The 25,495-nt window shown below is 69.8% G+C and carries 32 protein-coding genes and 1 tRNA gene; 26 read left to right on the forward strand and 7 right to left on the reverse strand.

Annotated elements, in window-relative coordinates; genetic code table 11:
- Window positions 1-379 precede the first annotated feature (379 nt).
- From WCD84_RS12780 to WCD84_RS12865, 19 genes are all read left to right on the forward strand, one after another.
- Window positions 380-1,636: a tyrosine-type recombinase/integrase gene (locus WCD84_RS12780; RefSeq protein WP_343281591.1), complete on the forward strand. Its 1,257-nt coding sequence runs from the start codon at window positions 380-382 to the stop codon at window positions 1,634-1,636.
- A gap of 72 nt (window positions 1,637-1,708) precedes the next feature.
- Window positions 1,709-2,101, forward strand: coding sequence for a hypothetical protein (locus WCD84_RS12785; RefSeq protein WP_343281592.1), 393 nt, complete (start codon window positions 1,709-1,711; stop codon window positions 2,099-2,101).
- A gap of 2 nt (window positions 2,102-2,103) precedes the next feature.
- Window positions 2,104-2,313, forward strand: coding sequence for a hypothetical protein (locus tag WCD84_RS12790; protein ID WP_343281593.1), 210 nt, complete (start codon window positions 2,104-2,106; stop codon window positions 2,311-2,313).
- A 165-nt stretch (window positions 2,314-2,478) separates the two neighbouring features.
- Entirely contained in the window at window positions 2,479-2,685 is a 207-nt protein-coding gene (locus WCD84_RS12795; RefSeq protein ID WP_343281594.1) for a hypothetical protein, read from the forward strand.
- Complete coding sequence (locus WCD84_RS14385; RefSeq protein ID WP_449280120.1) at window positions 2,682-2,924, forward strand: helix-turn-helix domain-containing protein; 243 nt, start codon at window positions 2,682-2,684, stop codon at window positions 2,922-2,924. The genes WCD84_RS12795 and WCD84_RS14385 overlap by 4 nt, the downstream gene beginning before the upstream one ends.
- A 137-nt stretch (window positions 2,925-3,061) precedes the next feature.
- Window positions 3,062-3,307, forward strand: a complete 246-nt coding sequence (locus WCD84_RS12800; RefSeq protein ID WP_343281595.1) for a helix-turn-helix transcriptional regulator — start codon at window positions 3,062-3,064, stop codon at window positions 3,305-3,307.
- A complete protein-coding gene (locus WCD84_RS12805; RefSeq protein ID WP_343281596.1) occupies window positions 3,304-3,840 on the forward strand; it encodes a hypothetical protein in 537 nt (178 codons plus the stop codon). The genes WCD84_RS12800 and WCD84_RS12805 overlap by 4 nt, the downstream gene beginning before the upstream one ends.
- Window positions 3,837-4,001, forward strand: a complete 165-nt coding sequence (locus WCD84_RS12810; protein WP_343281597.1) for a hypothetical protein — start codon at window positions 3,837-3,839, stop codon at window positions 3,999-4,001. Before WCD84_RS12805 ends, WCD84_RS12810 begins: the two co-directional genes overlap by 4 nt.
- The gene (locus WCD84_RS12815) at window positions 3,998-4,468 is read left to right on the forward strand and encodes a hypothetical protein (protein WP_343281598.1); all 471 of its coding nucleotides are present in this window, start codon (window positions 3,998-4,000) and stop codon (window positions 4,466-4,468) included. Before WCD84_RS12810 ends, WCD84_RS12815 begins: the two co-directional genes overlap by 4 nt.
- Entirely contained in the window at window positions 4,465-5,856 is a 1,392-nt protein-coding gene (locus WCD84_RS12820) for an AAA family ATPase (protein ID WP_343281599.1), read from the forward strand. Before WCD84_RS12815 ends, WCD84_RS12820 begins: the two co-directional genes overlap by 4 nt.
- 216 nt (window positions 5,857-6,072) lie before the next feature.
- On the forward strand, window positions 6,073-6,291 hold the full coding sequence (locus WCD84_RS12825; RefSeq protein ID WP_343281600.1) for a hypothetical protein: 219 nt from the start codon (window positions 6,073-6,075) through the stop codon (window positions 6,289-6,291).
- 66 nt (window positions 6,292-6,357) lie between these two features.
- Window positions 6,358-6,564, forward strand: coding sequence for a hypothetical protein (locus WCD84_RS12830; protein WP_343281601.1), 207 nt, complete (start codon window positions 6,358-6,360; stop codon window positions 6,562-6,564).
- Window positions 6,565-6,707: 143 nt separating this feature from the next.
- Complete coding sequence (locus WCD84_RS12835) at window positions 6,708-7,217, forward strand: GNAT family N-acetyltransferase (protein WP_343281602.1); 510 nt, start codon at window positions 6,708-6,710, stop codon at window positions 7,215-7,217.
- 2 nt (window positions 7,218-7,219) lie between these two features.
- Complete coding sequence (locus tag WCD84_RS12840) at window positions 7,220-7,720, forward strand: hypothetical protein (RefSeq protein WP_343281603.1); 501 nt, start codon at window positions 7,220-7,222, stop codon at window positions 7,718-7,720.
- A 2-nt stretch (window positions 7,721-7,722) separates the two neighbouring features.
- Window positions 7,723-9,858, forward strand: a complete 2,136-nt coding sequence (locus tag WCD84_RS12845) for a hypothetical protein (RefSeq protein ID WP_343281604.1) — start codon at window positions 7,723-7,725, stop codon at window positions 9,856-9,858.
- Window positions 9,855-12,350, forward strand: a complete 2,496-nt coding sequence (locus WCD84_RS12850; RefSeq protein WP_343281605.1) for a hypothetical protein — start codon at window positions 9,855-9,857, stop codon at window positions 12,348-12,350. The genes WCD84_RS12845 and WCD84_RS12850 overlap by 4 nt, the downstream gene beginning before the upstream one ends.
- Window positions 12,351-12,397: 47 nt before the next feature.
- Window positions 12,398-14,863, forward strand: a complete 2,466-nt coding sequence (locus WCD84_RS12855) for a hypothetical protein (protein WP_343281606.1) — start codon at window positions 12,398-12,400, stop codon at window positions 14,861-14,863.
- On the forward strand, window positions 14,860-15,186 hold the full coding sequence (locus WCD84_RS12860; RefSeq protein WP_343281607.1) for a hypothetical protein: 327 nt from the start codon (window positions 14,860-14,862) through the stop codon (window positions 15,184-15,186). Before WCD84_RS12855 ends, WCD84_RS12860 begins: the two co-directional genes overlap by 4 nt.
- Window positions 15,183-15,443 (forward strand): hypothetical protein, encoded by a 261-nt coding sequence (locus tag WCD84_RS12865; RefSeq protein ID WP_343281608.1) that lies wholly within the window; start codon window positions 15,183-15,185, stop codon window positions 15,441-15,443. Before WCD84_RS12860 ends, WCD84_RS12865 begins: the two co-directional genes overlap by 4 nt.
- On the opposite strand, the gene WCD84_RS12870 is transcribed toward WCD84_RS12865, so the two are convergent.
- Window positions 15,444-15,788, reverse strand: coding sequence for a hypothetical protein (locus tag WCD84_RS12870; RefSeq protein ID WP_343281609.1), 345 nt, complete (start codon window positions 15,786-15,788; stop codon window positions 15,444-15,446).
- A 47-nt stretch (window positions 15,789-15,835) separates the two neighbouring features.
- Complete coding sequence (locus WCD84_RS12875) at window positions 15,836-16,441, reverse strand: hypothetical protein (RefSeq protein ID WP_343281610.1); 606 nt, start codon at window positions 16,439-16,441, stop codon at window positions 15,836-15,838.
- 619 nt (window positions 16,442-17,060) lie between these two features.
- Here WCD84_RS12875 and WCD84_RS12880 point away from each other — a divergent pair.
- The gene (locus WCD84_RS12880) at window positions 17,061-17,294 is read left to right on the forward strand and encodes a helix-turn-helix transcriptional regulator (RefSeq protein WP_343281611.1); all 234 of its coding nucleotides are present in this window, start codon (window positions 17,061-17,063) and stop codon (window positions 17,292-17,294) included.
- 129 nt (window positions 17,295-17,423) lie between these two features.
- On the forward strand, window positions 17,424-18,407 hold the full coding sequence (locus WCD84_RS12885; protein ID WP_343281612.1) for a YagK/YfjJ domain-containing protein: 984 nt from the start codon (window positions 17,424-17,426) through the stop codon (window positions 18,405-18,407).
- A gap of 3 nt (window positions 18,408-18,410) precedes the next feature.
- On the opposite strand, the gene WCD84_RS12890 is transcribed toward WCD84_RS12885, so the two are convergent.
- Together WCD84_RS12890 and WCD84_RS12895 are read right to left on the reverse strand one after the other, a co-directional pair.
- On the reverse strand, window positions 18,411-19,043 hold the full coding sequence (locus WCD84_RS12890; protein WP_343281613.1) for a hypothetical protein: 633 nt from the start codon (window positions 19,041-19,043) through the stop codon (window positions 18,411-18,413).
- Between the two features lie 94 nt (window positions 19,044-19,137).
- Window positions 19,138-19,228: transfer RNA gene (locus WCD84_RS12895), tRNA-Ser, on the reverse strand.
- 102 nt (window positions 19,229-19,330) lie between these two features.
- On the opposite strand from WCD84_RS12895, the gene WCD84_RS12900 reads away from it, so the two are divergent.
- Window positions 19,331-19,738: a DUF6165 family protein gene (locus WCD84_RS12900; protein ID WP_343256135.1), complete on the forward strand. Its 408-nt coding sequence runs from the start codon at window positions 19,331-19,333 to the stop codon at window positions 19,736-19,738.
- Window positions 19,739-19,954: 216 nt separating this feature from the next.
- Window positions 19,955-20,659 (forward strand): PP2C family protein-serine/threonine phosphatase, encoded by a 705-nt coding sequence (locus WCD84_RS12905; protein ID WP_343256136.1) that lies wholly within the window; start codon window positions 19,955-19,957, stop codon window positions 20,657-20,659.
- A 48-nt stretch (window positions 20,660-20,707) separates the two neighbouring features.
- Here the strand turns inward: WCD84_RS12905 and dnaQ are convergent, their stop codons facing one another.
- From dnaQ to WCD84_RS12920, 3 genes are read right to left on the reverse strand one after another with little or no spacing between them, the layout of a single operon-like run.
- Window positions 20,708-21,445 (reverse strand): DNA polymerase III subunit epsilon, encoded by a 738-nt coding sequence (dnaQ, locus tag WCD84_RS12910; RefSeq protein ID WP_343256137.1) that lies wholly within the window; start codon window positions 21,443-21,445, stop codon window positions 20,708-20,710.
- A gap of 58 nt (window positions 21,446-21,503) precedes the next feature.
- Window positions 21,504-21,950: a ribonuclease HI gene (rnhA, locus tag WCD84_RS12915; RefSeq protein ID WP_343256138.1), complete on the reverse strand. Its 447-nt coding sequence runs from the start codon at window positions 21,948-21,950 to the stop codon at window positions 21,504-21,506.
- Window positions 21,947-22,606, reverse strand: a complete 660-nt coding sequence (locus WCD84_RS12920) for a hypothetical protein (RefSeq protein ID WP_343281614.1) — start codon at window positions 22,604-22,606, stop codon at window positions 21,947-21,949. The genes rnhA and WCD84_RS12920 overlap by 4 nt, the downstream gene beginning before the upstream one ends.
- A 41-nt stretch (window positions 22,607-22,647) precedes the next feature.
- Between WCD84_RS12920 and gloB the strand changes: the two genes are divergently transcribed.
- From gloB to WCD84_RS12935, 3 genes are read left to right on the forward strand one after another with little or no spacing between them, the layout of a single operon-like run.
- Complete coding sequence (gloB, locus tag WCD84_RS12925) at window positions 22,648-23,418, forward strand: hydroxyacylglutathione hydrolase (protein WP_343281615.1); 771 nt, start codon at window positions 22,648-22,650, stop codon at window positions 23,416-23,418.
- Window positions 23,415-24,413: a lytic transglycosylase domain-containing protein gene (locus tag WCD84_RS12930; protein ID WP_343281616.1), complete on the forward strand. Its 999-nt coding sequence runs from the start codon at window positions 23,415-23,417 to the stop codon at window positions 24,411-24,413. The genes gloB and WCD84_RS12930 overlap by 4 nt, the downstream gene beginning before the upstream one ends.
- 31 nt (window positions 24,414-24,444) lie before the next feature.
- Window positions 24,445-25,254: an enoyl-ACP reductase FabI gene (locus tag WCD84_RS12935; protein ID WP_343256142.1), complete on the forward strand. Its 810-nt coding sequence runs from the start codon at window positions 24,445-24,447 to the stop codon at window positions 25,252-25,254.
- Window positions 25,255-25,495 lie beyond the last annotated feature (241 nt).

Here is a 25,495-nt window from a genome sequence, read left to right on the forward strand (position 1 = left end):
GAGGCAGGGGGGATGCCCAGAGCCGGCCATGGATGGCCGGCGGCCGGAACTGGGAGCAGGATGCGCATATTCCGGCTGGGCATCCCCCCTGCCTCCACGGCGGGCAGCGCGCACCCTCCCAGAGCAATCACCCGCCCCTAAATCGGGAGAAGAACCAACAAAAAGGCCACTCCGAAGAGTGGCCTTTCGCTTCAATCACTTGCAACTCGATATGGCGGAGAGGGGGTCCGCCCAACCAGTGTCCGACCCGGTCTCGCTGCGTCTTGAATGACCGAGAAGGAATGCAGGAAACAAAGGGGTCCGGCGATATCGCTGTCCGAGAGTGTCCATTGACGTCCGACTGCATCCCGTGTTCAATGTAGGGAACAGGGGAGGGAACATGGCCCGATCGGTCAACAAGCTTTCAGCGCTCAAGGTGCGCCAGCTCTCGGAAGCCGGGCGCTACAGCGATGGCGATGGGCTATACCTGTACGTCTCCAAGCTCGGCACGAAGTCATGGGTGTTCCGCTACCGCGACCGCGCCACGGGCAAGCACCGGGACAAGGGCCTCGGGCCGCTCCGCGACGTGTCGCTCGAGCAGGCCAGGCAGGCAGCTCGTGACGCGCGGCTGGTGCTGCGCTCTGGCGTGGACCCCATCGACGCGCGCAGGCAGGCACGAAGCGAGAGCGCGATCGAGCGCGCTCGGGCCGTGACCTTCGGACACTGCGCCGATCGCTACATCGCGGCCCACCAGGCGTCTTGGCGGAACGAGAAGCACGGCAAGCAGTGGCGCTCCACGCTGGACACCTACGCGGCACCGCTGCTGCCCATGCCGGTGGCCAAGATCGAGACGCCGGACGTTCTGCATGCGCTGGAGCCCATTTGGTCGACGAAGACCGAGACCGCCACGCGCGTGCGCCAGCGGATCGAGGCGGTGCTCGACTGGGCCGCTGCTCGCAAGTATCGCGACACCGAGAACCCGGCGCGCTGGCGCGGCCACCTCGACAAGCTGCTGCCGCAGCCGACGAAGCTCAAGAAGGTCACGCCCCGCGCGGCGCTTGCCTATGCCGACGTTGCCGAGTTCATGCGCGAGCTGCGCACCCGCGAGGGGCTGTCAGCCCGCGCGCTTGAGCTGCAGATCCTCACGGCCACGCGCCCGAGCGAAGTCGCCGGCGCGCTGTGGGAGGAGTTCGACGTCGCCGCGAAGACCTGGACGATCCCCGGCGAGCGCATGAAGGCGGGCAAGCCGCACCGGGTCCCGCTGTCCCCCGCCGCCCTGGCGTTGGTGAAGGGCTTGCCCCGGATGGCTGGCGAGGGCGCGGCCTACCTCTTCCCCGGCTCGGGCAAGAACCCGACAATGACGACCGCGGCACCGTTGAAGCTCTTGAAGGAGCTCCGGCCCGCCGTGGTCGCCCACGGCTTCCGCTCGACCTTCCGCGACTGGGCCGCCGACATGACCGCGTACCCGCGCGAGATCGCCGAGGAAGCCCTCGCGCACGCGCTCTCCGACAAGACCGAAGCGGCCTACCGTCGCACGGACCTCTTCTCGAAGCGCGCCAGCCTCATGAAGGACTGGGCGCATTACTGCGAGACCAGCCCGGCTGGCGTGTCCCACATCGACCAGGCCCGCAAGGCCAGGCACTCAGCGTCGGCATAGCCGACAAAGCGGCGGCGCCGGGTGTTTGCGCACCCGGCCCGCCTTCCACAACCGTTCGATAGGAGAACGATCATGGCAAGCGAAATGGTACTGGCATATGGCGACCACGGGCTCGAGCCCACCTCGGCCGGCGACGTCGTTGAAGTCCCGGTGATGCCGGAGACTGGCGGAGCGGCTACCCCCGCCGTGCTGCGCTTACTCAATCGTGGAGGGGGCGTCCCCACGCGGCTCCTGCGAGTCGAGAGGCCCAGCGCGCGCAACGGACGACGGCACGTGCTGGTCAGGTTCGAGTGCACGCCGTTCGCGCAGTACACGCGTCCCGATGGCATGGCGACGGTCCTCCTTTACGAGTGGGGATGCGAAGTGCGGAACTTTGCAGAGGCCAGGGATCCGCTGTTCGCAGGCCTGACGGAGCGGGAGCGCGGCCGCATCGCGCGCGCTGTAGCGGCCGCCGAGGAGGCATGACCATGGCAGCGACTATCCTGCAGTTCCCGGCGCCGGCCTCCGCTCCCGCGGCGCCACCGCTTCCCGGCGACGAGGAACAGTTCATCGCGCGACTCCGCGCCGATCCGATTCCGGGGCTGGCGCACCTGGGAGACGGTGCGCTGTGCGTGGTCTTTCGGAAGCTGGCGGCGGCGCTCGAGGGTGCGGAAAGCCACGCGGGAGCGTCCCGATGAGCGCCACGATCTTGCAGTTCCCGGCAGGGACACAGCCACTGCCACCGCAGGCCGCTGCCGACGTCGGGCGAGTGCAGCGCCTGGTCGACCGGCTCGAAGAAATGATCGAGGCACCGCGCACGCAGCGGGCACATGCTGTCTCGGAGCTCGTCCGGGAGCGATGCCATGGGTAAGCGACACGGCAAAGAAGATCCCGCGGCAGCGGATCCGCGCGGCCGCTTCGCGATCCGCACGATCGGCATTCCTGATCCCGCGATGGCCCACGCCATCCTGCCGTTGCTGTTCCCGGGCGAACAGATGGAACCGGGGCGGCGGAAGTTGAAAAGTGCGGTCCCCGATCCAGCGACTCCCAGCAGTGACGAGGGGATATGAAGGAGCGCTCGCGGGTGGATTGGGCCGCAGTGCTCACTGACCTCAGCGTCGCAGGGCTTTCCTGCCGGGCGGTCGCCCGCACGTTGGATCTTCCGGAGTCCACGGTGCGAAGGTGGAGGCGACCGATCGTGCAGCCAGGCTACGAAAGCGGCGAGGCTTTGATCGCGCTATGGATAGACGCCACGGGTCTCGCCCGTGGCCAGCTCCCACGACATGGCGTCGCGGTGCCGGCTCTCTGATCGGTCACGACCGGACGCAGCCACACGCAGCCGCACGGGATGGCGGGATACTGCGCACCACTTGAAGCGATGCTCGAACTGCCATATCGGTGACCGCGTGCAATTTGGCGCCCGGTCGACACGACGGAGCAGTTTCGATGTCCATCCCCCTCCCGCAAACCGGCCTATTGCGGCTATCGCAGATCCTCGGAAGTCCGGAGACGAAGCATAGGGCTGCACTTCCCGCGCTGATCCCGGTGTCTCGGTCGACCTGGTACGAGGGGGTCAGGAACGGCCGATACCCGAAGCCGGTGAAGCTCGGAGCGAATGCCGCCGCGTACCGCGTCGAAGACATTCGACGACTGATCGACCATGGCGCAGCCGAACCGGGGCAGCAGGCATGACGGGCTCGGTCGTGAAGTTTCCGGCCGATGGGCGCGCCGCTCCGGATAAGCCCGAGGAGATGCACGCCACGCGGGAGGAGATCGGCCAGGCCGTGGTCGAGGGAGTGCTCGATCCGATCCTCTCGATCCTCTACGGCTACAAGGGTCGCGGCGGACCCACGCCACTGCCCCCGGCGTTCTACGACTGGCTGCGCGAGTACCGCGCTCGGCAGGCGGCGGAGCCAGAGTCGAGCCCTTCGATCCACGCCCCTCGGATCCGGGCGACGCCGGAGCGGCTGGAGGACCTGGGCCCCAACTGGTGCGGCGGGCGCGACACGCGCCTGGTCAGCCTCCACAGCGACATCGGCCTCCTGCGTGGGGAGCTGGCAGACCTCGATTGGATTCTGGAAGCTGCTGAGCGCGTCCCGAGCGCTGAGTCGACGGAGGCCCTTCTCAACGCCTTGGAGTGCGTCGGCCTCTTCCGACGCGCTGCTATGCGCGTGCTGCACGGGGAGCTGATCGCTGACGACGACACCACGAGGACGCTGCAGTGACGGCGCGCAGGGGCGACGACGAGCTGGTCGACGGTCGCGCGGCGTTGGCGTCGATGGTGGCGCTCTACAAGGCGCCGCCGGCCGCCCATCCTGCGCCCGCGCGCAACGTCGACCGCGACGAGCCGCTGCCGTGGGACGACGACGAGGACGGCGAGGCGTGAGCGCGGTCGACACCATTCTCGCGCGCCTGGACGGGGTACAGCGCAGCGGCAAAGGACACCGGGCCATGTGCCCGGCGTGCGGCGGCCGTAGCCGCAAGGTCGCCGTGCACGAATCCGACGAAGGTCGCGCGCTGCTGCACTGCTTCGGCGGGTGCGACATCCTGACCATCCTCCAGGCGGTGGGCCTCGAGCTCGCCGACCTCTTCCCCGAGCGTCTGCGCGACGACAGCCCGGACGGCCGGCGCCAGGCCCGGCGTGCTGCGCGCGAGTCGCAGTGGGGCGCCGCCCTGGACGTCCTCGGGCTCGAGGCCGGCGTGGTGCTGGTTGCGGCTCGGCAGCTCGGCAACGGCGAGAGCCTGACGCCGGAGGATCATGACCGTCTGCGCGTCGCCTGCCACCGCATCGACGACGCGCGTGGCGTCCTGCGCGACCCTCCCCGCTATCAGCCGCAGCAGGCGCGCGCATGAGCACGCTCGAAGCGCGCGCAGCGGCACTCGACCAGTGCGACCCTCGGGACGAAGCGATGGCGGCGCAGTACGGCGCGGGGCAGGCGCGCAGCCGCAAGACCGCCGACGACCGCGCCCCGGCGCCGGCCCTGTCCGACCTGCTGCAGGACCTGATGCAGCCATGGAGCGACGACGAGCTCGCCGCAGCGCGCGAGCCGCACCCGCATGTGTTCTCCAGCGGGCGCACGGGCCTCTTTCCGCTGCGCGAGGTCACGATCTACGCCAGCCACTCCCGCGAGGGCAAGACGACCATGATCGTCGCCACCGCGATCGCTCAGATCATCGGCCACACCCTTGGCGGCCTGTGGCCCGACAAGGGCTATTCCGCGGTGATCTACTCAGGCGAGGACGACCGCGCGCAGTACGCCGAGAAGGTCGCGGCCCAGGTGTCCATCCTCTCGGACAGCGCGGCGGACCTGGTGAAGCGGCGGCTGATCGTGCCCGACCTGGGCACCGAGGCCTTCAGCCCGTTCCGCGAGCTGGTGCGCGTGATTGATGGGCAGCCGATCGAGTCGGCCACGGTCGAGGCCGTGATCCAGGTGATCCGCGCCATGAAGGAAGCCGAGGCACCACCGCGGCTCGTGGTGTTCGAGACCGCGTCGACCCTGTCCGAGGCCGAGGAGACGAACCCGGGATTCCGCGCGCTGATCCTGGCGCTCCGTCGCATCGCGCGCGAAACCGACGTCGCCGTCGTGCTCAGCCACCACGTCAGCCAGGCATCGCTGCAGTCGCTGCCCGACCTGAACGTCTCCACGGCCGATATCCGCGGGGGCACGGTCCTGATCAACAACGCCCGGCAGGCAGCGATGGTGGTCAACCTGGGCAGCGCCGACAGCCCGTTCCCCGACCGCGACGCCCGCACGGTGCTGCGGATGATGGTGGCCCCGGCCTTGGAATCCCGCATCACGGCCCTGATCCCGCTCGACAGCTCGAAGGGCGCCGAGCCGTTCCCGGTGTTCTTCCGGTGGCTGATGACGGACTGGGGCCCGGCCGCCGTCGAGATCGAGCCGCCGCCCGAGCTGCAGGGGAAGCGCTGGCGCAAGGTGCTGGAGATGGTCCGCGCCCGGCGTGCCGAGTACCGCGACGAGGCGAAGGCAGGGAAGGTCGAAGCCACCGCCCAGGCGCAGAACGATCGGGCGCTGCGAGCCATCGCCCAACTGCAGCAACAGGATCCCGACCGGGCGATCACCGCCAGGCGCGTGCGGGAGTTCGCCGGGATGTCATCGTCGATCGTGGGACTGGCCTTGTCCCGCCTCGAAACCACCGGCGCGATTACCCCCTATCCGACCACCGCGGGAGGCCGTGAAACCGTGGGTTATCGCCTCGGCAAGGGTGGGACTCGTGAATAGTCCCGCCAACGTCAGCAGCCCTTATGCGGCGCGGGTTCCGGTGGGACTGATGCCGGAGTCCCGCCAGTCCCGCTATGGCTCCGGGGGATGGGGTGTTAGGCAAGCGCGCGCTAGCGAAAGCGCTTGCCGTCACCCCTCCGCCACCGGGGCCGTGGGTGGGTGGGACTGGGACTATGGGGTATGGGGGGAGTCCCACCCCACCAATCGGGGGCCGGGATGAACTACTCCGACCGCCTCCGCGCCGCCCTGGAAGCCGGCCACATCCAGCCAGGCGACGTTACCCACGTCGAGATCGAGCACCGGCACCGCTGCCCGGCGCCCTCGAAAGGTCCGAGGTGGTGCAACTGCGCGCCGACCGTGCGCGTCCTGCGCGACCACGAGGTCCTGACCATCGGCACCGGCGGGCAGATACTCGAGCGGAGCCGGAAGGCATGACCGGCCGAATCGAGCCCGTTACACTGGCCGCCTCGCGCGCGCGCGCGTTTTTCGGCGGGCTGGGCGATGCCCAAGGACGAAGCAGCGAAGGCCAGGGGCCAGGCGATCGCCGACAACCTGAGCCGGAACGTGATGGCCGAGCACGAGGCGGACTTGGCCGCGCTGCCGCCCGAGCTCCGCGCGACACGGACGCCGGAGCAGTGGCTGGCCACGCCGCCGCTCGAGATCCTCATGCTCGCCGCGGAAGCCAGGAAGGCACGCGGCACCGAGTAGGCGCCAGGTCCGGCGCGCAGCGCGGGACCGTCTCACCCCCAACAACACACCTTCGAACCCGCCGGCCGTCGCGCCGAAGCGGTGATCACCTGCGTGCGCGCCGCGCGCGAGGTCGGCTGTCCAACACCTTGGAGTCCTAGCCCATGTATTCCGTCCACGTTGCAAAAGCGTTCGAGCACGTCGTTACCAGCCCTGCCACTTCGCGCGCGGTCATCCGCGACGCCACGGCTGCCGACGTGCCGCGGATCCTGGCCATGGGCCGCCGCTTCTATGCCGCATCGCCGTACGCCGCCGTCGCGGGCTACTCGGATGCTGCGGCTGCCGACCTGGTCGCTGCGCTGATAGCTGGCGGGGTTCTCCTGGTCGCCGAGCATCACAGCGAGGTGGTCGGGATGATCGGCCTGCACGTCACTGGCCTGGCCTTCGATCCGGCCACGCTCACCGCAACCGAGGTCATGTGGTGGGTCGAGCCCGAGGCGCGCGGCCTCGGTGTCGCGGTCGACCTCCGGTGCCAAGCAGAGGCTCGCTGCCGTGCCCGCGGCTGTCGCTGGATCGCGATGAGCGTCCTCGCTGGCAGTCCTGCGCACGCCACCGACCAGCTCGCTACGGCGGGCTACCACCACTTCGAATCCTCCTTCCTGCTGGAGCTCTGACCATGGCAGTAGCAACCACCACCCTCGCGCTCGTCGGCCTTGCGGCTACCGCGGTCGGCGCCGGCGTTTCCCTCTATGCCACGGACACCGCAGCCAAGCAGGCCGAGGCCAACGCCAACTTCCAGGCCAACCAGGCCGAGGCGGATGCGCGCGCTGCACGCGGGGAGGCTGCGATTGAGGCCGAGCGGATCCGCAAGGAAGGCAAGGCACAGCGCGCCCGGGCCACCGCCGCGGCCGCCGCGTCCGGCATCGACGTGAGCTCGCCCACCGCGCTCAAGGTCAACGAGGAGATCACCCGGAACGCCGAAGAGGACGCGATGACCACGGTGTTCAACGCCCAGGATCGCGGCGCGCGCATGGGGCAGCAGGCCACCGCCGACCGCATCGCCGGCGCCAACGCCCGCAGCGCGGGCAGGACCCAGCAGGCCAGCACGCTGCTGTCGGCGACGACGAGCATGGTCGACTACGGCGACGCCTGGAAGCGCGCAAGGGACAACGGCTGATCATGGCGACCATCCCTCTGGGCCAGTTCGATCAGCCGCGGGTGGCACCCCGCACCGGCACCTCGCGTGTCGACCTGTCGGGCAGCATGGACGCAGCACGCGCCATGGAGGCTGCAGGCCGCACGGCGATGGCCGTGGGCGACCGGCTCCTGCAGCGAAGCGAGCGCCAAACCAGCGAAGAAGAGGCCAAGGCCGCGGCGCTGCGTCGTGTCGACATGGCGGCAGCGAGCACGCAGTACGAGGTGCAGGTTTTCGAAGAGCAGGAGCGGTTCGGCGAGGATCTTGCCGCTGGCCGGGTCGACTTCCGAAACGCCGAGCGGGAATGGGGAGACCGAATGGGGCAGCTGCAGCCCCCGACGCTGGCTCTCGAGGGCGACGAGGTTATGTCGGCGCAGTACCTCGCCGTGACCGAGCAGACCCGCATGCGCGCCCGAGCGAAGGTGCAGAGCGCACAGACGCGTGCCGAGCAGGCGCACTACGAGGCATCGGTGATCGACACGCTCAACCGCAGCGTGATGGTGGCGGGCATGCCTGGCGGTAACGTCGAGGAAGCCGTTGCACGGAACCAGGCACTGGAACCGCTGCTGCGCGCCGCGGGCTACGACGAGGCGAAGGCGAGCGAGCAGATCCGCAAGGCCAACCAGGCTATCTACGGCAACGAGGCCAAGGGGCGCATCGAGGCCGCGGGGGCGGACAGGGTGGCGCTCGACGCCGTGCTGCAGGACCTCACCGGCAAGGATGGCCGCTACACCGTCACGCTCGAGGATCCCAATCAGCGCCTGGTGCTGGCCAACAGCGTGCGGACGCGGCTGCAGCAGCTCGACACGCATGCGCAGCAGGAGGCGAACCGGCGCGACGAAGTCGCGAAGCGAACTGTGTCCGACGTCTGGGCCCAGGCCACCAGCGGCGTGCGTCCCACGTCCGACATGCTCGTGAACTGGCAGGCGGCTGTAGCGGGCACGCCGTACGAACCGGAGTTCACCGCGGCGGTTGGCGCGCTGCAGGACGTCTACGGCGTCATCCGGCAGGGGCCCGAGGAGCAGGCCGTCTACGTCCAAGGGCTGCGCGCGAAGCTCGCCGCTGGCGGCACGCCGGAAGACCTGGCGCGCATCGAGCGCATCGAGAAAGTCGTCGCGAGCTCGAACAAGCAGCGAGCAGACGAACCGCTGGTCTGGCTGGCCAACATGACGGGGCAGGCGGTCGAGCCCCTGGACCTGGGTGGAGCCATCGAGAGCGGCGACGTGGCCTCGGTTAGCGTGGAGATCCGCTCGCGCATGGACGCCATCGGCGCGCTCCGCAAGCAGTTCGGCCCCTCGGTGAGCGTCAACCCTCTCCTCCCGCAAGAGGCGGCCGCGCTGTCGCAGGTGCTGGACAGGGCGAGCCCGCGGCAGGCCGGCGAAGCCTTCGGCTTGCTGTATCAGGCGACCGGCTCCCCGGAGGCATACCGCGCAGCCATGCAGCAGGTGTCCCCCGATGCACCGGTCCGAGCCCTGGCTGGCATGATCTACGCAGAGCAGCGGCAGGCCACCTTGCGGCCGGGTGGCATCTTCCGCGGCGCGGTGAGGGCTGATGCCGGCGACGTCGCGCGGACGATCCTCGAAGGCGAGGCGCTGCTGAACAAGTCGAAGGGCGACAAGGCCGGGGACGGAAACGGGAAGTTCCCGATGCCCACGCCGGCGCAGTTCGCCGCCGAGTTCGAGCCGCTGGTCCGCAACGCCTTCGCCGGCAACCCCGAGGCATACGACATCGCGGCCCAGGGCGTGCGCGCCTACTACGCCGGCAGCGCCGCGCGCGTGGGGGACGTGTCGGGCGTGGTGGATCCCAAGCGCGTTCGTGAGGCCGTGCGCGCGGTCATCGGCGTGCCGGTCGACGTCAACGGCGGCGAGGTGTTCCCGCCCTGGGGCATGGATGAGGATGCCTTCATGGATGGCCTCGAGGCCCGATGGACCGCAGCGGCCAAGGTGATTCCGGAAGGGTTCTCCCGCGAGTTCGACGACTACCGACTCCGGCAGGTGGGCAATTCCGCCTATCGGCTGATCGGCGCCGGTGGCGGCTTCCTGTACGGATCCGACGGCCATCCGCTGACCCTGGACCTCGCCGCCCCGCCCGAGCAGCGCAAAGCAGGCGGTGGCCGATGAGCGTCTTCGACCTGGCAACCAACAGCCGCCGCGCGATCGACGACGAGGCTGAGCAGAACCGGCTGAAGCTCGAGGATCAGGGGCCGGGCGCCTTCGCCGGCTTCTTCAGCGAGGCGCAGAAGAGCTGGATGGGCGCATCCGCCCGCGGCGGCCAGTCCATCGGCATGAGCGCGGCACCTGTGGCCATCGCGATCGACAAGGCGCAGGCCGCCGGCGACTGGCTGGCGTGGCAGACGCTCCCGGAAGACGAGCGCGCGCACCGCGAAGCGTTCGGCCTGGCGCCGAAGGCCAGCGGCACGGAAGTGCAGGACTGGTATTTCGAGCACGTGATCGACGACACGCTCAATCAGGCGGTCGACCACTGGAAGCCGAACCCCGAAGCGATGGGCTCCGCGTCCAAGGCAATGAGCATGGTCGCCGAGGTGGGCGGCTCGATCCCGCAGATGTTCGGCACGCTCCCGGTCTTCCTCGCGCAGTCGGGGATCAGCCCCGCGACCGAGCTGGTCCGCCAAGGTGTCGACGCGGACACCGCCAGCGCAGTCGGCGCGGTGAACCTGGGCGCGACCGCTGTCGGCATGCGGCTACCGGCCGCGTGGGGGTCGACGCTGACGCAGCGGATCGCTACCGGCGCGGGTTCGAACCTTGCCCTGGGCGTCGCCGCCGACGCTGGCAGCGCCGAGGTGCTCGAAGCCGGCGGGTACGAACAGCAGGCGAAGGCGTACGACGCGGCCGACCCCTACGCCCGCGGCCTGGACATCCTGATGGGCGCCGCCTTCGGCGTCCGCGCGCACGTGGACGCGCCGCGGCTCACGCCCTCGCAGCGCGATGCGGTGCTGACTGCCCGCAACAATGACCACTTCCACCGGCAGAGCATGCCGGGCGACCCTGCAAGCCCTGCAGCGGCGCGTGCGCACGCCGATGCGCTGTCCACCGCGATCGACCAGGCGCTGCGCGGAGAGCCGGTCAACGTGGCCGGCGTGGTCGACCTCGCCGCCTTCAACCTGCGCCCCGACGTGGTCGATGCCTTCACGCCCGCCCGCGCTGATTACGACGCCTACCTGGTCGCACTCGAATCCAGCGGCCGGGCCGATGCACGCGCCAGTACCAGCAGCGCCACGGGACTGCACCAGTTCACGGAACGAACGTGGCTGGGGACGGTGCGCCGCGCGCAGCCGGCGTGGGCGGAAGGGCTTGGCGACGCCGAGCTCCTGGCGTTGCGCACGGATCCGGCGAAGTCGACCGAGATGGAGCGCGTCCTGCGCGCCGGGAATGCCGACGCGCTGCGACGTGCCGGACAGCAGGCCTCGCTGCACAACCTCTACGCTGCCCACCACTTCGGCGCCGGCCGCGGCGTGGAGTTCGCGCGCGCAGCCGACGACACACCGATGGCGAAGATCCTGACGCCGGAACAGTTGGCCGCGAATCCCTACCTGCGCGGCAAGACGAAAGCCGGCGCCATCGCCACATGGGACGCCCGAGCCGCGCGCGCCGGGGTCGAGGTTCCCGGGCGTGACGCGTCCGGCGTGGCCTTCGACCCGATCGAGGGGCCGACCATGCCGCGCTTCGACGGCCCCGAGGCTGGGCGCGTCATCGACCAGCGCCTGTCGAGCCTGGACGAGCTCGCAGCGCAGAACCGGCTGGCCGCCGACGAGCTAGCCGCCATGCATCGCGAGGAGGTCGAGCTGATGGCGGTCCTGCGCGACAACGAGCAGGCGACCCGCGCGGGTGTGGTCCCCGCTGACCCCAGCGCGCGCCTGTCCGCTGAAGAAGTCCAGTTCGCCAGCGATCGTCGCGCCGAGATCCGCCAGGTGATCGAGCAGCACCGGGCGTCGCTCGGCTACGAGCGCCAAGCCGTGGAGCTTCGCGACCGGCTCGGCCGCATTGACCGCGACCCTGATTTGATCCGGCTGGCCCAGCGGCTGGCGGGCGTGGACGACATGCCCGTGAGGCCGCGCCAGCGTGTCGAGGCGGCGCCCCTGCGCGCTGAGGATGCGGCGGCCGTCCCGGAGGCGGGATCGCCCGCAGCGGCCGCACGCGCCTTCCTGGACGACAGCGCGGCCCGGGTCGAGGCAGGCGAGACGGTGGCCGCGGAGTTCGGCCCAGTGCGCATTGAGGCGAGCCCCAATGGCTTCCGTGTCACGGGCCTCGACAACCTCGACCCGAGCGACGCCGTCGCCACCGCGGCGCGGCTGGACGAAGTGTTGGACCGAGAGGGTGTCGACGGCGTCATACGCGAGGTGCTGGGCGAACCTGCCCGCACGCCGGCAGAGCAGCCGGCCCCTGCCGGTGCTGACGCGATGTCCGGCCCGACCACGCTGGCTGCGGCGCGGCGGATTGGCGACGCGAAGCCAGACCTGACCATCACCCTCGACGACGGCAGCGTCGTGCCCGTGGCGCGCGCGCTCGCTGATGCCGACGCCCTGGTCAGCCGTGCCGAATCCGACTCCCGCGCCTTCGCAGCCGCGATGGCCTGTGCCCTGAGGTTCCTCTGATGCGACCCGAGTGCGAGAACGAAGTAGCCGCGGCCGTTGGCCGCCCCATGACCGCGGCCGAGCTGGCCGACGTCGACGCCCGCCTGCGCAGCGCTCAGCGGGAGGTGGCCCGCGACCGGGATGCAGCCCTTGCCATGACGCCCGACCAGCGCCGGCAGCAGGCGGCGGAGATCGCGGCCCGCAAGCTGCTGGCCGAGGCCGAGAAGAAGCGCGAGCGCGTCGTGCTGCAGGTGCTGGCGGCCGAGCGGATCGAGAACCACCTCGCCGGGTTCGACAAGAAGCTCGAAGGCCTCGACCGCCTGCTCGCCTTTATGCCGGACGGACGCACCGGAACGGTCACGGTGGAGAGCCAGGCGCGCGCCATCCGCCAGGAGGCAGTAGGCCGCATGTCAGACACGATCGACGTGCTCAAGGGGCGATTCCTCGGGCTGCTGAACGATCCAGCCGCAAACCTTGCCCTGGTGCGCGAGATCTTCGGCCAGAGCGGTGGCGACCCCACGGCGCGGACTGCGGCCAAGGCCTGGCGCGACGTCACGGAGTCGCTGCGTCAGCGCTACAACGCCGCCGGCGGGGACGTGGGATACCGGGCTGACTGGCACATGCCCCGCGACCATGCAGCGGCGCTGGTGGCGAAGAACCGGGAGGGCTGGATAGAGGACCACATGCGGTGGGTCGATCGGGAGCAGTACGCGAACCCGGACGGGACGCTGATGGACGACGCGCAGCTACGCGAGTTCCTCACGCACGCCTCGCTGACGATCATCACGAACGGCACGAACAAGATCGACCCGGGCCAGTTCCGGGGCTCGGGGATGCGTGCGAATCACGGCAACGAGGCGCGCCAGATCCACTACCGGGACGCCGAGGCCTTCATCGAGGCGCAGCAGGCCTACGGTGGCAAGAGCCTGCTCGACCTGATGGTCGGGCACGTCGACGGTATTTCGCGCGACATCGCGCTGATCGAGACCTTCGGGCCCAACAGCGACCTGGCATACCGCACCGCCGCGGACCGCGCGCAGCAAGCCGACGACGTCCGGGATCCGCTGCAGGCCGAGGCGAACGCCAAGGAGCGCCGGCGGATGGATCGCCTGTACGAGGAGGTGGCCTCCCTGCACGAGCCGCCTGCGTCGGCCGCGATCGCCAACGGCTTCGACACCTATCGGGCGCTCAACGTAGCCGCGCGGCTCGGCTCGTCGGTCATCACCGCGCTGACCGACCACGGGCCGGTGGGTATCACGGCCCACCTCAACGGCATGCCGGTGCTCAAGGTGTTCGGCAACGAGCTCCGCCAGTTGAACCCGCTCAACGCCGAGCACCGCCGGCTGGCGCAGCGCGCGGGCCTGGGGATCAATCAGATGATCGGGAGCCTCAACCGCTGGGGCGCGGACGGCCTGGGCACGTCGTCGACGGTGTCCGGAAAGCTGGCGAAGTGGTCGCAGGGCGCGGCGGCGCGGGTGATGCAGGCCTCGGGCATGAACGCCCTGACGATGGGGCAGCAGCGCGCGTTCACCGCCACCTACATGGACACCCTGGGCGACTTGAGCCGGCGATACGCGAGCCTGGACGACATGCAGGCTCCGGACGCCAAGCGCCTGCGCAGCCAGGGCGTGACGGATGCGGACTGGGACGTGTGGAAGCTCGCGCAGCCCGAGGACTGGCGCGGCACCGGCGACACCGTGCTGACCGCAGCGAGCATCCGCGACATACCCGACGCCCAGCTCGAAGCGATCGCCGCGGCGCGCGGCGTCACGGTGCAGCAGGTGAAGGACCGGGCCTCGACCACCCTGATGGCGGTGGTACTCGACGAAGGACAGATGGCGGTGATCGAGCCGGCCGCCCGCGAGCGGTCGATGATGTACGGCACCTTCGAGCGCGGCACCTGGGGCGGCGAGATCGCTCGCTCGTTCTGGCAGTTCAAGGGCTTTCCGATCACGATGATGACGCGGCACTTTCGCCGCGGCATGGCCATGCAGACCGGCGCGGGGAAGGTCGGCTACCTGGGCACGATGATGGCGACCACGACCGTGCTCGGCGCCATGGCCTACCAGCTCAACGAGATCGTGAGCGGGAAGGATCCGATGGACATGAGCGACCCCAAGTTCTGGGGCGCGGCGTTCCTCAAGGGCGGCTCGCTCGGCCTCTATGGTGACTTCCTGTTCGCCGACACCTCCCGGGGCGGATCCTCGCCGCTGGCGGCGATCGGCGGCCCCATCGCTGGCGACCTCGAGGCGCTGTTCAAGCTCAAGGACGACGTGAACGCAGGCGAGGCGAACCAGGCAGGTGGCAAGGCGGTGCGCCTGGTTAAGTCGCACACGCCGTTCGCGAACCTCTGGTACACGAAAGCGACCACAGACCACCTGTTCTTCCACCAGTTGCAGGAGCAGTTCAGCCCCGGCTACCTCCGCCGCATGCGCCAGCGCGCGCGACGAGAAAACGGGCAGGAGTGGTGGTGGGAGCCTGGGCAGCCGCTCCCGGAGCGGGCACCTGACCTTGAAGCGGCCATGGGGGAATGACGATGCGACCGGACCAACTGGAGCGGCTGGCCCTCCTGAGCGATCAGCTCTTCGAGGTGGTGATGGAAGACTGCAAGCCGACGAACTGGATCGGCGCCGGCCGCAAGCCGAAGGAGCTCTCGCCACAGGAGCGAGGTGACGCGACCTGGTGCAGGAAGCAAGCGGCCGCCTCGATCGGCCTGCTGCTGCGGGTGGAGCAGCTCCGCGATGGCCCCGGGCCCTCTGGACCGCCCGACTTCGACGTGGAGGCGGCGCGGCAGAAGATGATCGAGGACGCCGAACGCAAGGCGGCGGACATGATCGCCCGCCTCGGGGCAAGGTGATCATGGGGATAGCGGCGCGGCGGGGCGTCGACAGGGTCAACTGGTTCCGCGTGATCATGGACCTGCAGTACGCAGGCTGGCCGCATACCCGGCTGGCCAATGAGCTGAGCGTCCCCCTGGCCACGTTGCGAGGCTGGAAGGCGGGCAGCGAGCCCGCCTATATCGACGGGGTGCGCCTGATCGGCCAGTGGGCGACGGTGACGGATCGGGAAGCTGCCGAGGTGCCGATGATCAGCCCGTTCGACTGGCGCGCCTGATCAGGTGCCTGCGTTCCGAACATTCGCAGCGTCGCCTGGCGCCAGCAGCGCGCGGCATCGCTCGCAGAAGACTGGCGCATGCGGGCCGCGGCCATGATCCGGCTCGTGGCCTGCGCGCTGGCAGTAGCGCCGCAGCGCGAAGTGGGCATAGCGCTCCTGGGCCGGGCGAATGAGGAGCACGGCGAAGAAGGCGGGGACGTAGAGCAGGAAGGTGGCCCACCAGTCGCTGATGACCTGGGCGAGAACGCCGTGCAGCAGGTAGATCGCCAGCCCGACCAGGGCGAACACTGCCAACCCGAACCACAAGCCTCTGTCGTACGCCGATTCCCTGTCCATCGTGGTCATCCTTGGGGGTCCATCGGGAGATTACGCCCAGCCGGGCCTCGAGTCGGTCATCGGGCCTCGCGCGGCACCAGATAGTGCGACAAAGCGCCGGCGCTCGCTGCGACAAGGTCAAGGCTTTGCGTGAGACGAGCCGTCATGTGCTGCCGGAAGTGGGGAGCGAACGGCTCGATGTCGAACGTGTCGAGCATCGTCGAGATCAGCCGGTTGTGGTCCTGCGCGGCGTTCAAGGTTCCGGACACTCTGATGCCGGGCAGCGTGTCGAGATGGGGGCCGGCCGTTCGGACGTCGCTCGCGAAAGCGTCAGCCGACGCAAGCCGTAGACGCTCGGCGGCAGCTGCGCGCACCTCGCGCGAGGGATGGGCAAGGTCGCGCGGCGCGCCGCCGCCTCGCAACCACGCGGCCTTCGCTTCGGCCTCGTCCTGGAGTTCTGACGCCCGGCCGGCAATCAGGTGCTGCGCGATCCCAGCCTGTCGGGCGCGGTCCGCCTCGAGGAGCTTCCGCGCGCGTCGCTCTCCGGACCGGGCGAGGTAGATCGCCACGGCGATACCGACCACGGCTCCAATCGCCTGCAGCCACGCGGCCCACTCGATGGACGTCAGACACGGCAGGGGGAGGAACGGGAGGCAGTACCCCGATCGAGCGGTTCGGTCCATGTCGTCATCCCGGGAAGCCGATGCAATCCGTCAGCTTGCCCCAAACGGCGGGCGGCGGTGGGGCGCGATGCCCGCTTGGAGACTGCCAGCAGCGCCGCTATCCATGCGACGCCCGCCCGGTTGGATGACGACGCGCCGCGTGGTGGGGCGCCGTGCCGGACGTTGCTGGCATGGCCACACCATGCCCGCCGCGCGCGCTGGTGTCAGTCGGGAAAGTCCGACCCCGGCCGGTGCCAGGCCTCAACCCACCGAATTTCAAACCCACATCACGAAAGGGAGGGCAGCAGTCCCTCGATCCCGCCGGCGCCGCCGGCCTCTCAGGAGCCACCGTGATCCGAAAGCCCACCCTCGACCTCGAGCACCTCGCAGCCATCTTGGCTGTGCTGCTGGTCCGCATCGTCATGAAGCGGAGGCTGTAGCGAGCTCCCATTGCGCCCGACCAGCACGCAGCTGGCGGGCGCTCTAGCTCCGGCGAGGGGCAATCTAGGTCCGGGCAGCCCTCAAGAGGCCCCGGGCGAGGACGTGACCCGGTGTAGAGAATTACACCGGGTAGCGCGCCGGCTCGACCTTCGCTCAGCGACGTAGGCTCAAAGCTCCTCAACGAAACAGGAGCAATTGCTTGGAAACGCTGCCCTCCTCAGACCTCCGGCACCTGACGGTCCCCGAGGTCCAGGCCAGGCTGCAGATCGGACGTTCGACGCTGTACGCCTTCCTGGACGAACGCTCGCCCCGCTTCAATCCGGACTTCCCGAAGCCGGTGCACGTCGGGCGATCGACTCGCTTCCTCGACCACGAGGTGACCGCGTACATGCGGCACCTCATGACCAACCGGACCTCGCGCCACCGGCGCTAAGTCGTCGGCCCGCTGTTGGCCCGAAACCCCCTGAAAACCCCGAGCGGCACGCGGTCTTGCACTGCGGGATCGTTGCTGCCAGCGAAGGAATGAACGCTGTTATTAGGAGCTACTGAGATGACTGGAACAATGCCCCTCGAACTGAAGTGGGAAAACCTCACTGTCCAAGGGTGTGACAAGCGGCTGATCACCGATCAGCTGACCTACTCCAACGATGTGCGCCGCATCGTCGGCGTGATGGAGGACCTGCTCGACACCGGCTCCGACATCTTCCCCGAGGTGGTGACCCGCGGCAGGACCCGGTTGACGTGCTGCGCCCTCGGCAAGCGCTTCCTGTCTTGCCTGAAGATCGACGTGAAGGAGATCAGCCGCCGCTACCGCCGCCACAAGCTCAATCCGCTGTTCACCCTGTTCAAGTGGCACACGCGCGCGCTGCGTCGCAGCTACCTCGAGCTCGATGTGCACAGCGCCGCCCAGTTCCGCCTGGTCGTGGACCAGATGCGCGCCTGGCTGTCCGGCCAGGCCCTGCCTCGCCGCCTGGATCGCCTCGAGCGCGGAGAGCGCGCCAACTGGCGCAGCGTGCGCACCCGTCTGGACGGCCTGCGCGCCTCGCGTTCCAAGGTGGTCGCTGTCCGCTTGGACCTGGAGTACTACGCGCTGTTCGGCTCGGCCGGTGGCTTCTCCCCGCAGGCGGTGACCGTCAACGAAGCGCGCGCCCACCGGAGCGCGTTCGTGAAGTACCTGCGCAAGGGCCCCTATTCGAAGCACATGGTGGGTTACACCTGGGCAATGGAAGCGGGCTTCGAGAAGGGCGTGCACTTCCACTTCGCCGTGTTCTTCGACGGCCAGCAGGTCTGCCGGGACATCGTCCTGGGCGATGCCCTGGGCAAGCACTGGGAGACGATCACGGATGGCCGCGGCTACGCCTTCAACTGCAACAAGCGCAAGGAGCAGTACCTGTACCTCGGTATCGGCATGCTCAACCGCGCCGATGACCTCGTGTGGGCGAACCTGCACAAGGCCGTGCGCTACCTGACGAAGGCCCAGGTCTACGCCCGCCCGCTGGTGGCCCGCAAGGTGCGCCTGTTCGGCGTGGGTGGATTCCGCAAGTAGGGCTCAGCGGCCCTTTCGCTTCATCCCGGGCGAGTGCACGCGCTCCGGGGCTTCGAAGCCCGACCGAACCGGATACAGGCGAACGTCCTTCGCCAGCTCGGCCGCCAGCTCGGCCGGCGTGCCATAGGGCCAGTCCGCTGCAACCGCGGCGACGGCCGCATCCCATTCGGCCTGCGTGGTGATCCCGCCTGCTCGATGGGCCTCGATGATCCTCGCGACCAGCGTGGCCAACAGGTCCACGCGCTCGGCCTCTGCCTTCTTCCGCCCCCGCACTTCCACGCCCTTGCGGCTGTTCTCCTGCAAGTGCTCCCTCAACGGCTTCTCAGCCGCATCGGCCTGGCCTTGCTCCCGGCCCCGCTCGAAGCTCGCGAGCTCGGCAGCCTCCAGCAGCTCGTTCCAGGCAGCCAAGGTCGCCCCCGCCGCCCACAGGCTCTCTGCGTCGACCAGGTGCTGGGCATGCCTCGCGAAGATGCGCTCCGGCACCGGCGTGCAGATCCCCGGCGCAGCCGCGTCGCCCTCGATGCAGAGGCGGAGCTCCTGCAGACCGAGCAGCTGCTCGAACGTCTTGGCCTCGGGAGGCGCGATCAGCCAATGATGGTCTGCCGGCAGCCGCTTCTTCGATGACTCGTCGCTCATGGTGGCCGCTTCCTGCTGCTGGTGGGAACGCTGTAGGTAACAAAAAGGCCACTCCGAGGAATGGCCTTCAAGATCAACGCGTTACGCCTGAAACTGGCGGAGAGGGGGGGATTCGAACCCCCGAGGCGCTATTAACGCCTGCCTGATTTCGAGTCAGGTACATTCAACCGCTCTGCCACCTCTCCGGTGCCCGGCCACAGGGGCCGGGGGCGCAATGATACGGGTCGCCGGCAGGCCCGACAAGACGAGGGCGCTACACTGGCCGGCCCCCTTGCCCGGCTGAAGCGATGTCCGAGATCACCGTCCCCGTGTCCTTCGGCGAATTGCTCGACAAGATCGCCATCCTGCAGATCAAGTCCGAGCGCATGACCGACACCGCCAAGCTGGCCAACGTCCGCAACGAGCTCTCGGCGCTGGAAAAGACCTGGATGGCGCACCCCGTGGCCGGGCAGGACATCGTCCGCCTGCGCGCCGATCTCAAGGCCGTCAACGAGCGGCTGTGGGTGATCGAGGACGACGTCCGGCTGAAGGAGAAGGCGCAGGCCTTCGACGAGGAGTTCGTGCGCCTGGCGCGCAGCGTGTACGTGCAGAACGACGAGCGCGCGCGGATCAAGAAAGAGATCAACCTCGCCCTCGGCTCCAGCTACGTCGAAGAGAAGTCCTACCAGGACTATGGCGCCGACCCGGTGGGCTGATGCCGCCACCGGCCTGCTTCCGGCCGACCCGATCCACACCCGCAACCGGACGCTGTGTCTCTCTGCCGGAGCGGCGCCATACGCGCACCGCTCACAGGCCCGTATGCCATCATTCCGCCACATCAACCTCCGCCGCCATTGCATGCCCGCTGACCTCTCCCGCCAGCCGTCGCCGTTATCCCATTCAGCCTCCACGGGAACCGCCGCGGCCCTCGCATGATCGAATTCGGCCACCTCACCCATGTCGGCTTGCGGCGCGAGCTGAACGAAGACACCTATTACGGCGACAGCGAGCTCGGGCTGTGGCTGGTTGCCGACGGCATGGGCGGCCACGAGTACGGCGAGGTCGCCAGCGCGCTGGCGCGGGAAGCGATCGTGCGCGAGACGCGCCAGGGCACGTCGCTGGCGCAGGCCATCCGCATCGCCGACGAGGAGATCATCGGCGCCTCGCGCAAGCGCCAGGACGCCCTGCCCATGGGCACCACCGTGGTCGCGGCGCGGATCAACGGCAACCGCTTCGAAGTCGCCTGGGTCGGCGACAGCCGCGTCTACCTGTGGCGTGACGGCAAGCTGGCCCAGCTGTCGCAGGACCACAGCTACGTGCAGGAGCTGATCACCCAGGGCGCGATCAGCATCGACCAGGCGCGCAGCCATCCGCACCGCAACGTCGTGACCCAGGCGCTGGGCGTGACCGATCCGCAGACCCTCAACGTCGAGACGATGTCCGGCGAGCTCGCGCCGGGCATGCAGCTGCTGCTGTGCAGCGACGGACTGACCGAAGAGGTCGACGACAGGGACATCGCACGCGTGCTGGCCCACGGCGAATGCAGCGCCCAGGAGTGCGTGGATGGACTGGTCGCCGCCGCGCTGGATGGCGGCGGCTCCGACAACGTCACCGTGTTGCTGGTACGACGCCACTGATGGCGGGACGCCCCGCTGCGCCGGCGGCGCCGGTGCCGCAGAGAGCGATCAGGCCGGCTCGGCGACTCCGGCAGCCTCGCCCACCGCGTCCCACAGCGCCTGCCCCGCGCGCGCCCTGATCGCGTCGACGCGGCCGCGGTGCGCCTCCATGTCGGCCGCGTCCACCACCACCAGCGGCCGCGGCGCCAGGGCCGCGGCGCGCGGCAGGTGGACGGCGATCGCTTCGGCTCCGGTCAGTGACGGACCGGCCAGGCCCAGCTCGGTCTGCCCCGAGGTCAGCGCGAGATAGACCTCGACCAGCAGCTGGGCATCGAGCAGCGCACCGTGCAGCTGGCGGTGCGTGTTGTCCACGCCCAAGCGCCGGCAGAGCGCGTCGAGCGAATTCCGCTGCCCGGGGAAGCGCTGGCGCGCCAGCTCCAGCGAGTCGAGCACGGCGGCGCGCTCGGCGATGCGGCCGCGACCGCCGCCATCCAGCAGCGACAGCTCGTAGTCGAGGAAGCCGACGTCGAAGGCGGCGTTGTGGATCACCAGCTCGGCACCGTCGATGAATTCCAGGAACTCGTCGGCGATCGCGGCGAACTTCGGCTTGTCGGCAAGGAAGTCCAGCGTGAGGCCGGTGACTTCCTGCGCGCCCGGCTCGAACTCGCGCCCGGGATGGATGTAGCGCTGCCAGGTGCGGCCGGTGGGGCGCCGTTCGACCAGCTCGACGCAGCCGATCTCGACGACGCGGTTGCCCTTGCGCCATTCCAGGCCGGTGGTTTCGGTGTCGAGGACGATCTGGCGCATATGCGGGAGTCGGGCCTGGCTTGGATGGATGGATGGATGGATGGAGCGGACGCTGCGCTCAGCGCGCGGCGGCTTTGAACTTCACGGCCTCGTTGCGCGCCAGGTCATCGACACGCTCGTTGTCGGGATCGCCGGAGTGCCCCTTCACCCAGCGCCAGTCGATGGCGTGGCGGCCGGCGGCGGCGTGCAGGCGCTCCCAGAGGTCGCGGTTCTTGACCGCATCGCCGCCGGAGGTTTTCCAGCCGCGGCGGACCCAGTTGGGCATCCACAGGGTGATGCCCTGGCGGACGTACTGCGAGTCGGTGTGCAGGGTGACCTCGCAGGCCTCGGTCAGCGTTTCCAGGGCGACGATGGCCGCCATCAGCTCCATGCGGTTGTTGGTCGAGAGCAGCTCGCCGCCGACCAGTTCGCGCTCCTGCGCGCCGTAGCGCAGCAGCGCGGCCCAGCCGCCCGGGCCGGGGTTGCCGAGACAGGCCCCGTCGGTGTGCACTTCGATCGCCTTCATGCCGTGGCGGCCCCTTGCGGCACCAGCAGGCGGCGCGGGCGCATCGGTATCGGCGTCATCGGCAGGCTGCGCCGGTCCGCACGCACCAGGTAGGCGGCGCGCAGGCCCACGCCACGCTGGCGGCGGGCATCGGCCTCCGGCTCCCAGCGCGGGCCCAGGCCTTCGGAGACCACGTCGGGCTCGAGACCCGCCCGGCGCAGCATCCGGCGGCAGGACAGCGGCTCGACCGCGCGCAGCCCCTGCCCGCGCCAGCGCCAGCGATATGGAGACAGCGGATTGAGCCCGAACAGCAGCACCCGCCCGCCGGGGACCAGCAGGCGCACGACTTCGTCCAGCAGCGCGACGCCGCGCGCATCCGACACCACCACGTGCTGCAGCACCACGGTGCCGAAGGCCTCGCTGGGCAGCGGCAGCGGCAGCCCGCAGGCCACGTCGCCGGCGAACCGGCTGCCGCGCTGGTACAGGGCCAGGCCGCGGCCATCGGCGGGGCGGCGGGGCTGCGGCAACGGCGCCAGCCACAGCCAGGGCTGCGCCGGTCGCTCGGCAAGGGCGTCTTCGATCACATCGTGTTCGCTGGCCAGCAGCGCCGCGCCCTCGCTGGACGCGAACCAGGCCTGGACTGCGTCGGGTTGACCGGGGCGGGAACGGAGGGGCATGGTCGCCATTCTAGACGGCCCGCCCCGCTACGTCCCTGCCCATGCAAGCTGTTGCGCTCCCGGCCTTCGCCGACAACTACATCTGGATGCTGCCGGCCGGCGACGGCCGCGGCACGCTGCTGGTCGATCCGGGCGACGCCGCACCGGTGCTGGCCGCCGCCGCTGCCGGTGGCCGGCGCCCCGACGCGGTGTTGCTCACCCACCACCACGACGACCATATCGGCGGCGTGGCCGCGCTTCGCGCGCGCTGGCCGGACCTTGAGGTGTTCGCGCCGGAAGACAGCCGGATCCCGTTTGCCACCCGGCGGGTCGGCGACAGGGCAAGGATCGAAACAGCCGGCTACGCCTTCGAAGTGATCGCCGTGCCTGGCCATACCGTGAGCCACATCGCATTCCACGGCCACGGCCTCTTGTTTTGCGGCGATACCCTGTTCAGTCTCGGCTGCGGTCGCATGTTCGAAGATACGCCGGCGCGGATGCTGGCCTCCCTGGACCGGCTGGCGGCCCTGCCTGGCGACACCCTGGTGTGCTGCGGGCACGAATACACGCAGTCGAATGCCGCCTTTGCACGGGTGGTCGACCCGGACAATCCGGCGCTTGCCCGCCGCAGCGAAGAGGTGACCACCATGCGCGAGAACTCCCTGCCAACGCTTCCATCCACGCTGGCCGATGAGCGCGCCTGCAATCCGTTCCTGCGCGTGGACACGCCCGGCGTGCGGGCGTCGGTGGCTGCATGGTCCGGCACCGACGGCCTGTCGCGCGTCGACACGTTCGCCGCCATGCGGCGCTGGAAGGACGGGTTCCGCGCATGACGGTTGGCGCGGGTGCGACGCTGGCGCTGCTGCTGGCATTCGCCGCCGGGCCGGCGCATGCCGCCGACCGCTCCGCGGGAACGGGCACCGAAAACGCGGGCAACGAGGTCGCGCCGCCCGCCGCGGACGCGCTCGCGGCCGTGCCCGCGTCGCCGGCGCTCGCCCCCGCCGGGCAGGATCGGATGGCGAATGGCGCAGGCATCTACCAGGGCTTCATCGATGGCCTGGCGCAGCCCGGCTGCGACGACGCCAGCCCGCGCTGGCGCGCGCACTACGCGCACGTGCCCGGGCAACTGGCATCTGCCGAAGGCGAGCTCCTGCCGCTGTTCGGCTACGTGGTCGAAGCACTGCGCAACGCCCACCTCCCCACCGAATACGCGCTGATCCCGTTCGTCGAAAGCGGCTACCGCCCCGGTGCGCGCAGCAGCAGCGGCCCGGTCGGCCTGTGGCAATTCATCGCGGTCACCGCGCGCAACCACGACATCCCGATCCGCGGCGGTTACGACGGCCGCCTCTCGCCGGTCGACGCCACCCGTGCGGCGGTCCGCTACCTCAAGACCCTGCACGGCATGTTCGCCGGCGACTGGCGGCTGGCGGTGATGGCCTTCAACGCCGGCGAATACCGCGTGCTTGGCGCCCTGCGGCGCCACGACCAGCGCGCCGCCGCCGCCGACCCCCAGTCCCTGGACAGCCTCTCGGGGATCACCCGCGCCTATGTGCGCAAGCTGCACGCGCTGTCGTGCCTGATGGTCGAAGCGGGCGCCGACCAGGCGTGGCGCACATCCCTGGAGCGGCCGGTGCCACGGCTGGTCGCGATCGACCTGGCGGGCGAGCCCGGGGGGCTGGACGGCTACGCCCGGCGCAACGGCCTGGATGCCGCCCGCCTGCGCCGCCTCAACCCGGCGCAGGCCGGTGCACGGCCCGCCGGCCGCCAGATCCTCGTGCCGGTGGCCGCTGCCGTGTCGACCCCCGCGGCGGCGCCCATGGCAAACTAGCCAGCTCCCGTCCATCGAGTCGAACACCACCATGGGATTCCTGCAGGGCAAGCGCGCGTTGATCACCGGCATCGCCAGCCAGCGCTCCATCGCCAACGGCATCGCCGAAGCGATGCACCGCGAAGGCGCGGAACTGGCCTTCACCTATCAGAACGAAAAGCTCAAGTCGCGGGTCGAGGACGTTGCCTCGCGCCTGGGCGGCGGGCCCGTGTTCCCGCTCGACGTCAGCGACGACGCGCAGATCGATGCCCTGTTCGCCGACCTCGGCAAGCACTGGGACGACGGTTTCGACATCCTGGTCCACGCCATCGCCTTCGCCCCGCGCGAAGCCATCGCCGGCCAGTTCCTGGACGGCCTGACACGCGACGCCTTTGCGGTGGCGCAGGACATCTCGGCCTATTCGCTGGCGGCGCTGGCCAAGGGCGCGCGCCCGCTGATGAAGGGGCGCAACGGCGCTGTGCTGACGCTGAGCTACCTCGGCGCCGTGCGCACCCTGCCCAGCTACAACGTGATGGGCGTGGCCAAGGCCAGCCTTGAAGCCACGATGCGCTACCTGGCCTACAACCTCGGGCCCGAAGGCACGCGCGTCAACGCGATCTCGGCCGGCCCGATCAAGACCCTGGCGGCGGCCGGGATCGGCGGCTTCCGCAGGATCCTCGGCCACGTCGAGTCGCATGCGCCGCTGCGGCGCACGGTGAGCATCGACGATGTCGGCAACGTGGCGGCGTTCCTGTGTTCGGACCTGGCCGCGGGCATCACCGGCGAAGTGACCTACGTCGACGCCGGCTACAACATCGTCAGCATGACCGGCCTGGAAGAGCCCGCGGCCGACGCCGACTGAGCGATCCGGCGGCGCGGCGGCAAGGCCGCGAGCAGCGCGCAATGGAAAAAGCCCGGCAATGCCGGGCTTTTTCGTGGTTCTTCTCCCGATTGCGTGGAGCTTGCGGGTGATTGATTGCTCCGGGAGGGTTCGCGCTGCCCGCCGTGGAGGCAGGGGGGATGCCCAGCCGGAATATGCGCATCCTGCTCCCAGTTCCGGCCGCCGGCCATCCATGGCCGGCTCTGGGCATCCCCCCTGCCTC

It is taken from the genome of Luteimonas changyuni (assembly GCF_039548395.1).
In the GTDB taxonomy this organism is placed as follows: domain Bacteria; phylum Pseudomonadota; class Gammaproteobacteria; order Xanthomonadales; family Xanthomonadaceae; genus Luteimonas.

What these genes read in the sequence shown, in the direction of transcription:
- WCD84_RS12780 (WP_343281591.1), top strand. Translation starts at nt 380, where the DNA reads ATGGCCCGATCGGTCAACAAGCTTTCAGCGCTCAAGGTGCGCCAGCTC.
- WCD84_RS12785 (WP_343281592.1), top strand. Translation starts at nt 1,709, where the DNA reads ATGGCAAGCGAAATGGTACTGGCATATGGCGACCACGGGCTCGAGCCC.
- WCD84_RS12790 (WP_343281593.1), top strand. Translation starts at nt 2,104, where the DNA reads ATGGCAGCGACTATCCTGCAGTTCCCGGCGCCGGCCTCCGCTCCCGCG.
- WCD84_RS12795 (WP_343281594.1), top strand. Translation starts at nt 2,479, where the DNA reads ATGGGTAAGCGACACGGCAAAGAAGATCCCGCGGCAGCGGATCCGCGC.
- WCD84_RS14385 (WP_449280120.1), top strand. Translation starts at nt 2,682, where the DNA reads ATGAAGGAGCGCTCGCGGGTGGATTGGGCCGCAGTGCTCACTGACCTC.
- WCD84_RS12800 (WP_343281595.1), top strand. Translation starts at nt 3,062, where the DNA reads ATGTCCATCCCCCTCCCGCAAACCGGCCTATTGCGGCTATCGCAGATC.
- WCD84_RS12805 (WP_343281596.1), top strand. Translation starts at nt 3,304, where the DNA reads ATGACGGGCTCGGTCGTGAAGTTTCCGGCCGATGGGCGCGCCGCTCCG.
- WCD84_RS12820 (WP_343281599.1), top strand. Translation starts at nt 4,465, where the DNA reads ATGAGCACGCTCGAAGCGCGCGCAGCGGCACTCGACCAGTGCGACCCT.
- WCD84_RS12825 (WP_343281600.1), top strand. Translation starts at nt 6,073, where the DNA reads ATGAACTACTCCGACCGCCTCCGCGCCGCCCTGGAAGCCGGCCACATC.
- WCD84_RS12830 (WP_343281601.1), top strand. Translation starts at nt 6,358, where the DNA reads ATGCCCAAGGACGAAGCAGCGAAGGCCAGGGGCCAGGCGATCGCCGAC.
- WCD84_RS12835 (WP_343281602.1), top strand. Translation starts at nt 6,708, where the DNA reads ATGTATTCCGTCCACGTTGCAAAAGCGTTCGAGCACGTCGTTACCAGC.
- WCD84_RS12840 (WP_343281603.1), top strand. Translation starts at nt 7,220, where the DNA reads ATGGCAGTAGCAACCACCACCCTCGCGCTCGTCGGCCTTGCGGCTACC.
- WCD84_RS12845 (WP_343281604.1), top strand. Translation starts at nt 7,723, where the DNA reads ATGGCGACCATCCCTCTGGGCCAGTTCGATCAGCCGCGGGTGGCACCC.
- WCD84_RS12850 (WP_343281605.1), top strand. Translation starts at nt 9,855, where the DNA reads ATGAGCGTCTTCGACCTGGCAACCAACAGCCGCCGCGCGATCGACGAC.
- WCD84_RS12855 (WP_343281606.1), top strand. Translation starts at nt 12,398, where the DNA reads ATGACCGCGGCCGAGCTGGCCGACGTCGACGCCCGCCTGCGCAGCGCT.
- WCD84_RS12860 (WP_343281607.1), top strand. Translation starts at nt 14,860, where the DNA reads ATGACGATGCGACCGGACCAACTGGAGCGGCTGGCCCTCCTGAGCGAT.
- WCD84_RS12870 (WP_343281609.1), bottom strand. Translation starts at nt 15,788, where the DNA reads ATGACCACGATGGACAGGGAATCGGCGTACGACAGAGGCTTGTGGTTC.
- WCD84_RS12875 (WP_343281610.1), bottom strand. Translation starts at nt 16,441, where the DNA reads ATGGACCGAACCGCTCGATCGGGGTACTGCCTCCCGTTCCTCCCCCTG.
- WCD84_RS12885 (WP_343281612.1), top strand. Translation starts at nt 17,424, where the DNA reads ATGCCCCTCGAACTGAAGTGGGAAAACCTCACTGTCCAAGGGTGTGAC.
- WCD84_RS12890 (WP_343281613.1), bottom strand. Translation starts at nt 19,043, where the DNA reads ATGAGCGACGAGTCATCGAAGAAGCGGCTGCCGGCAGACCATCATTGG.
- WCD84_RS12900 (WP_343256135.1), top strand. Translation starts at nt 19,331, where the DNA reads ATGTCCGAGATCACCGTCCCCGTGTCCTTCGGCGAATTGCTCGACAAG.
- WCD84_RS12905 (WP_343256136.1), top strand. Translation starts at nt 19,955, where the DNA reads ATGATCGAATTCGGCCACCTCACCCATGTCGGCTTGCGGCGCGAGCTG.
- dnaQ (WP_343256137.1), bottom strand. Translation starts at nt 21,445, where the DNA reads ATGCGCCAGATCGTCCTCGACACCGAAACCACCGGCCTGGAATGGCGC.
- rnhA (WP_343256138.1), bottom strand. Translation starts at nt 21,950, where the DNA reads ATGAAGGCGATCGAAGTGCACACCGACGGGGCCTGTCTCGGCAACCCC.
- WCD84_RS12920 (WP_343281614.1), bottom strand. Translation starts at nt 22,606, where the DNA reads ATGCCCCTCCGTTCCCGCCCCGGTCAACCCGACGCAGTCCAGGCCTGG.
- gloB (WP_343281615.1), top strand. Translation starts at nt 22,648, where the DNA reads ATGCAAGCTGTTGCGCTCCCGGCCTTCGCCGACAACTACATCTGGATG.
- WCD84_RS12930 (WP_343281616.1), top strand. Translation starts at nt 23,415, where the DNA reads ATGACGGTTGGCGCGGGTGCGACGCTGGCGCTGCTGCTGGCATTCGCC.
- WCD84_RS12935 (WP_343256142.1), top strand. Translation starts at nt 24,445, where the DNA reads ATGGGATTCCTGCAGGGCAAGCGCGCGTTGATCACCGGCATCGCCAGC.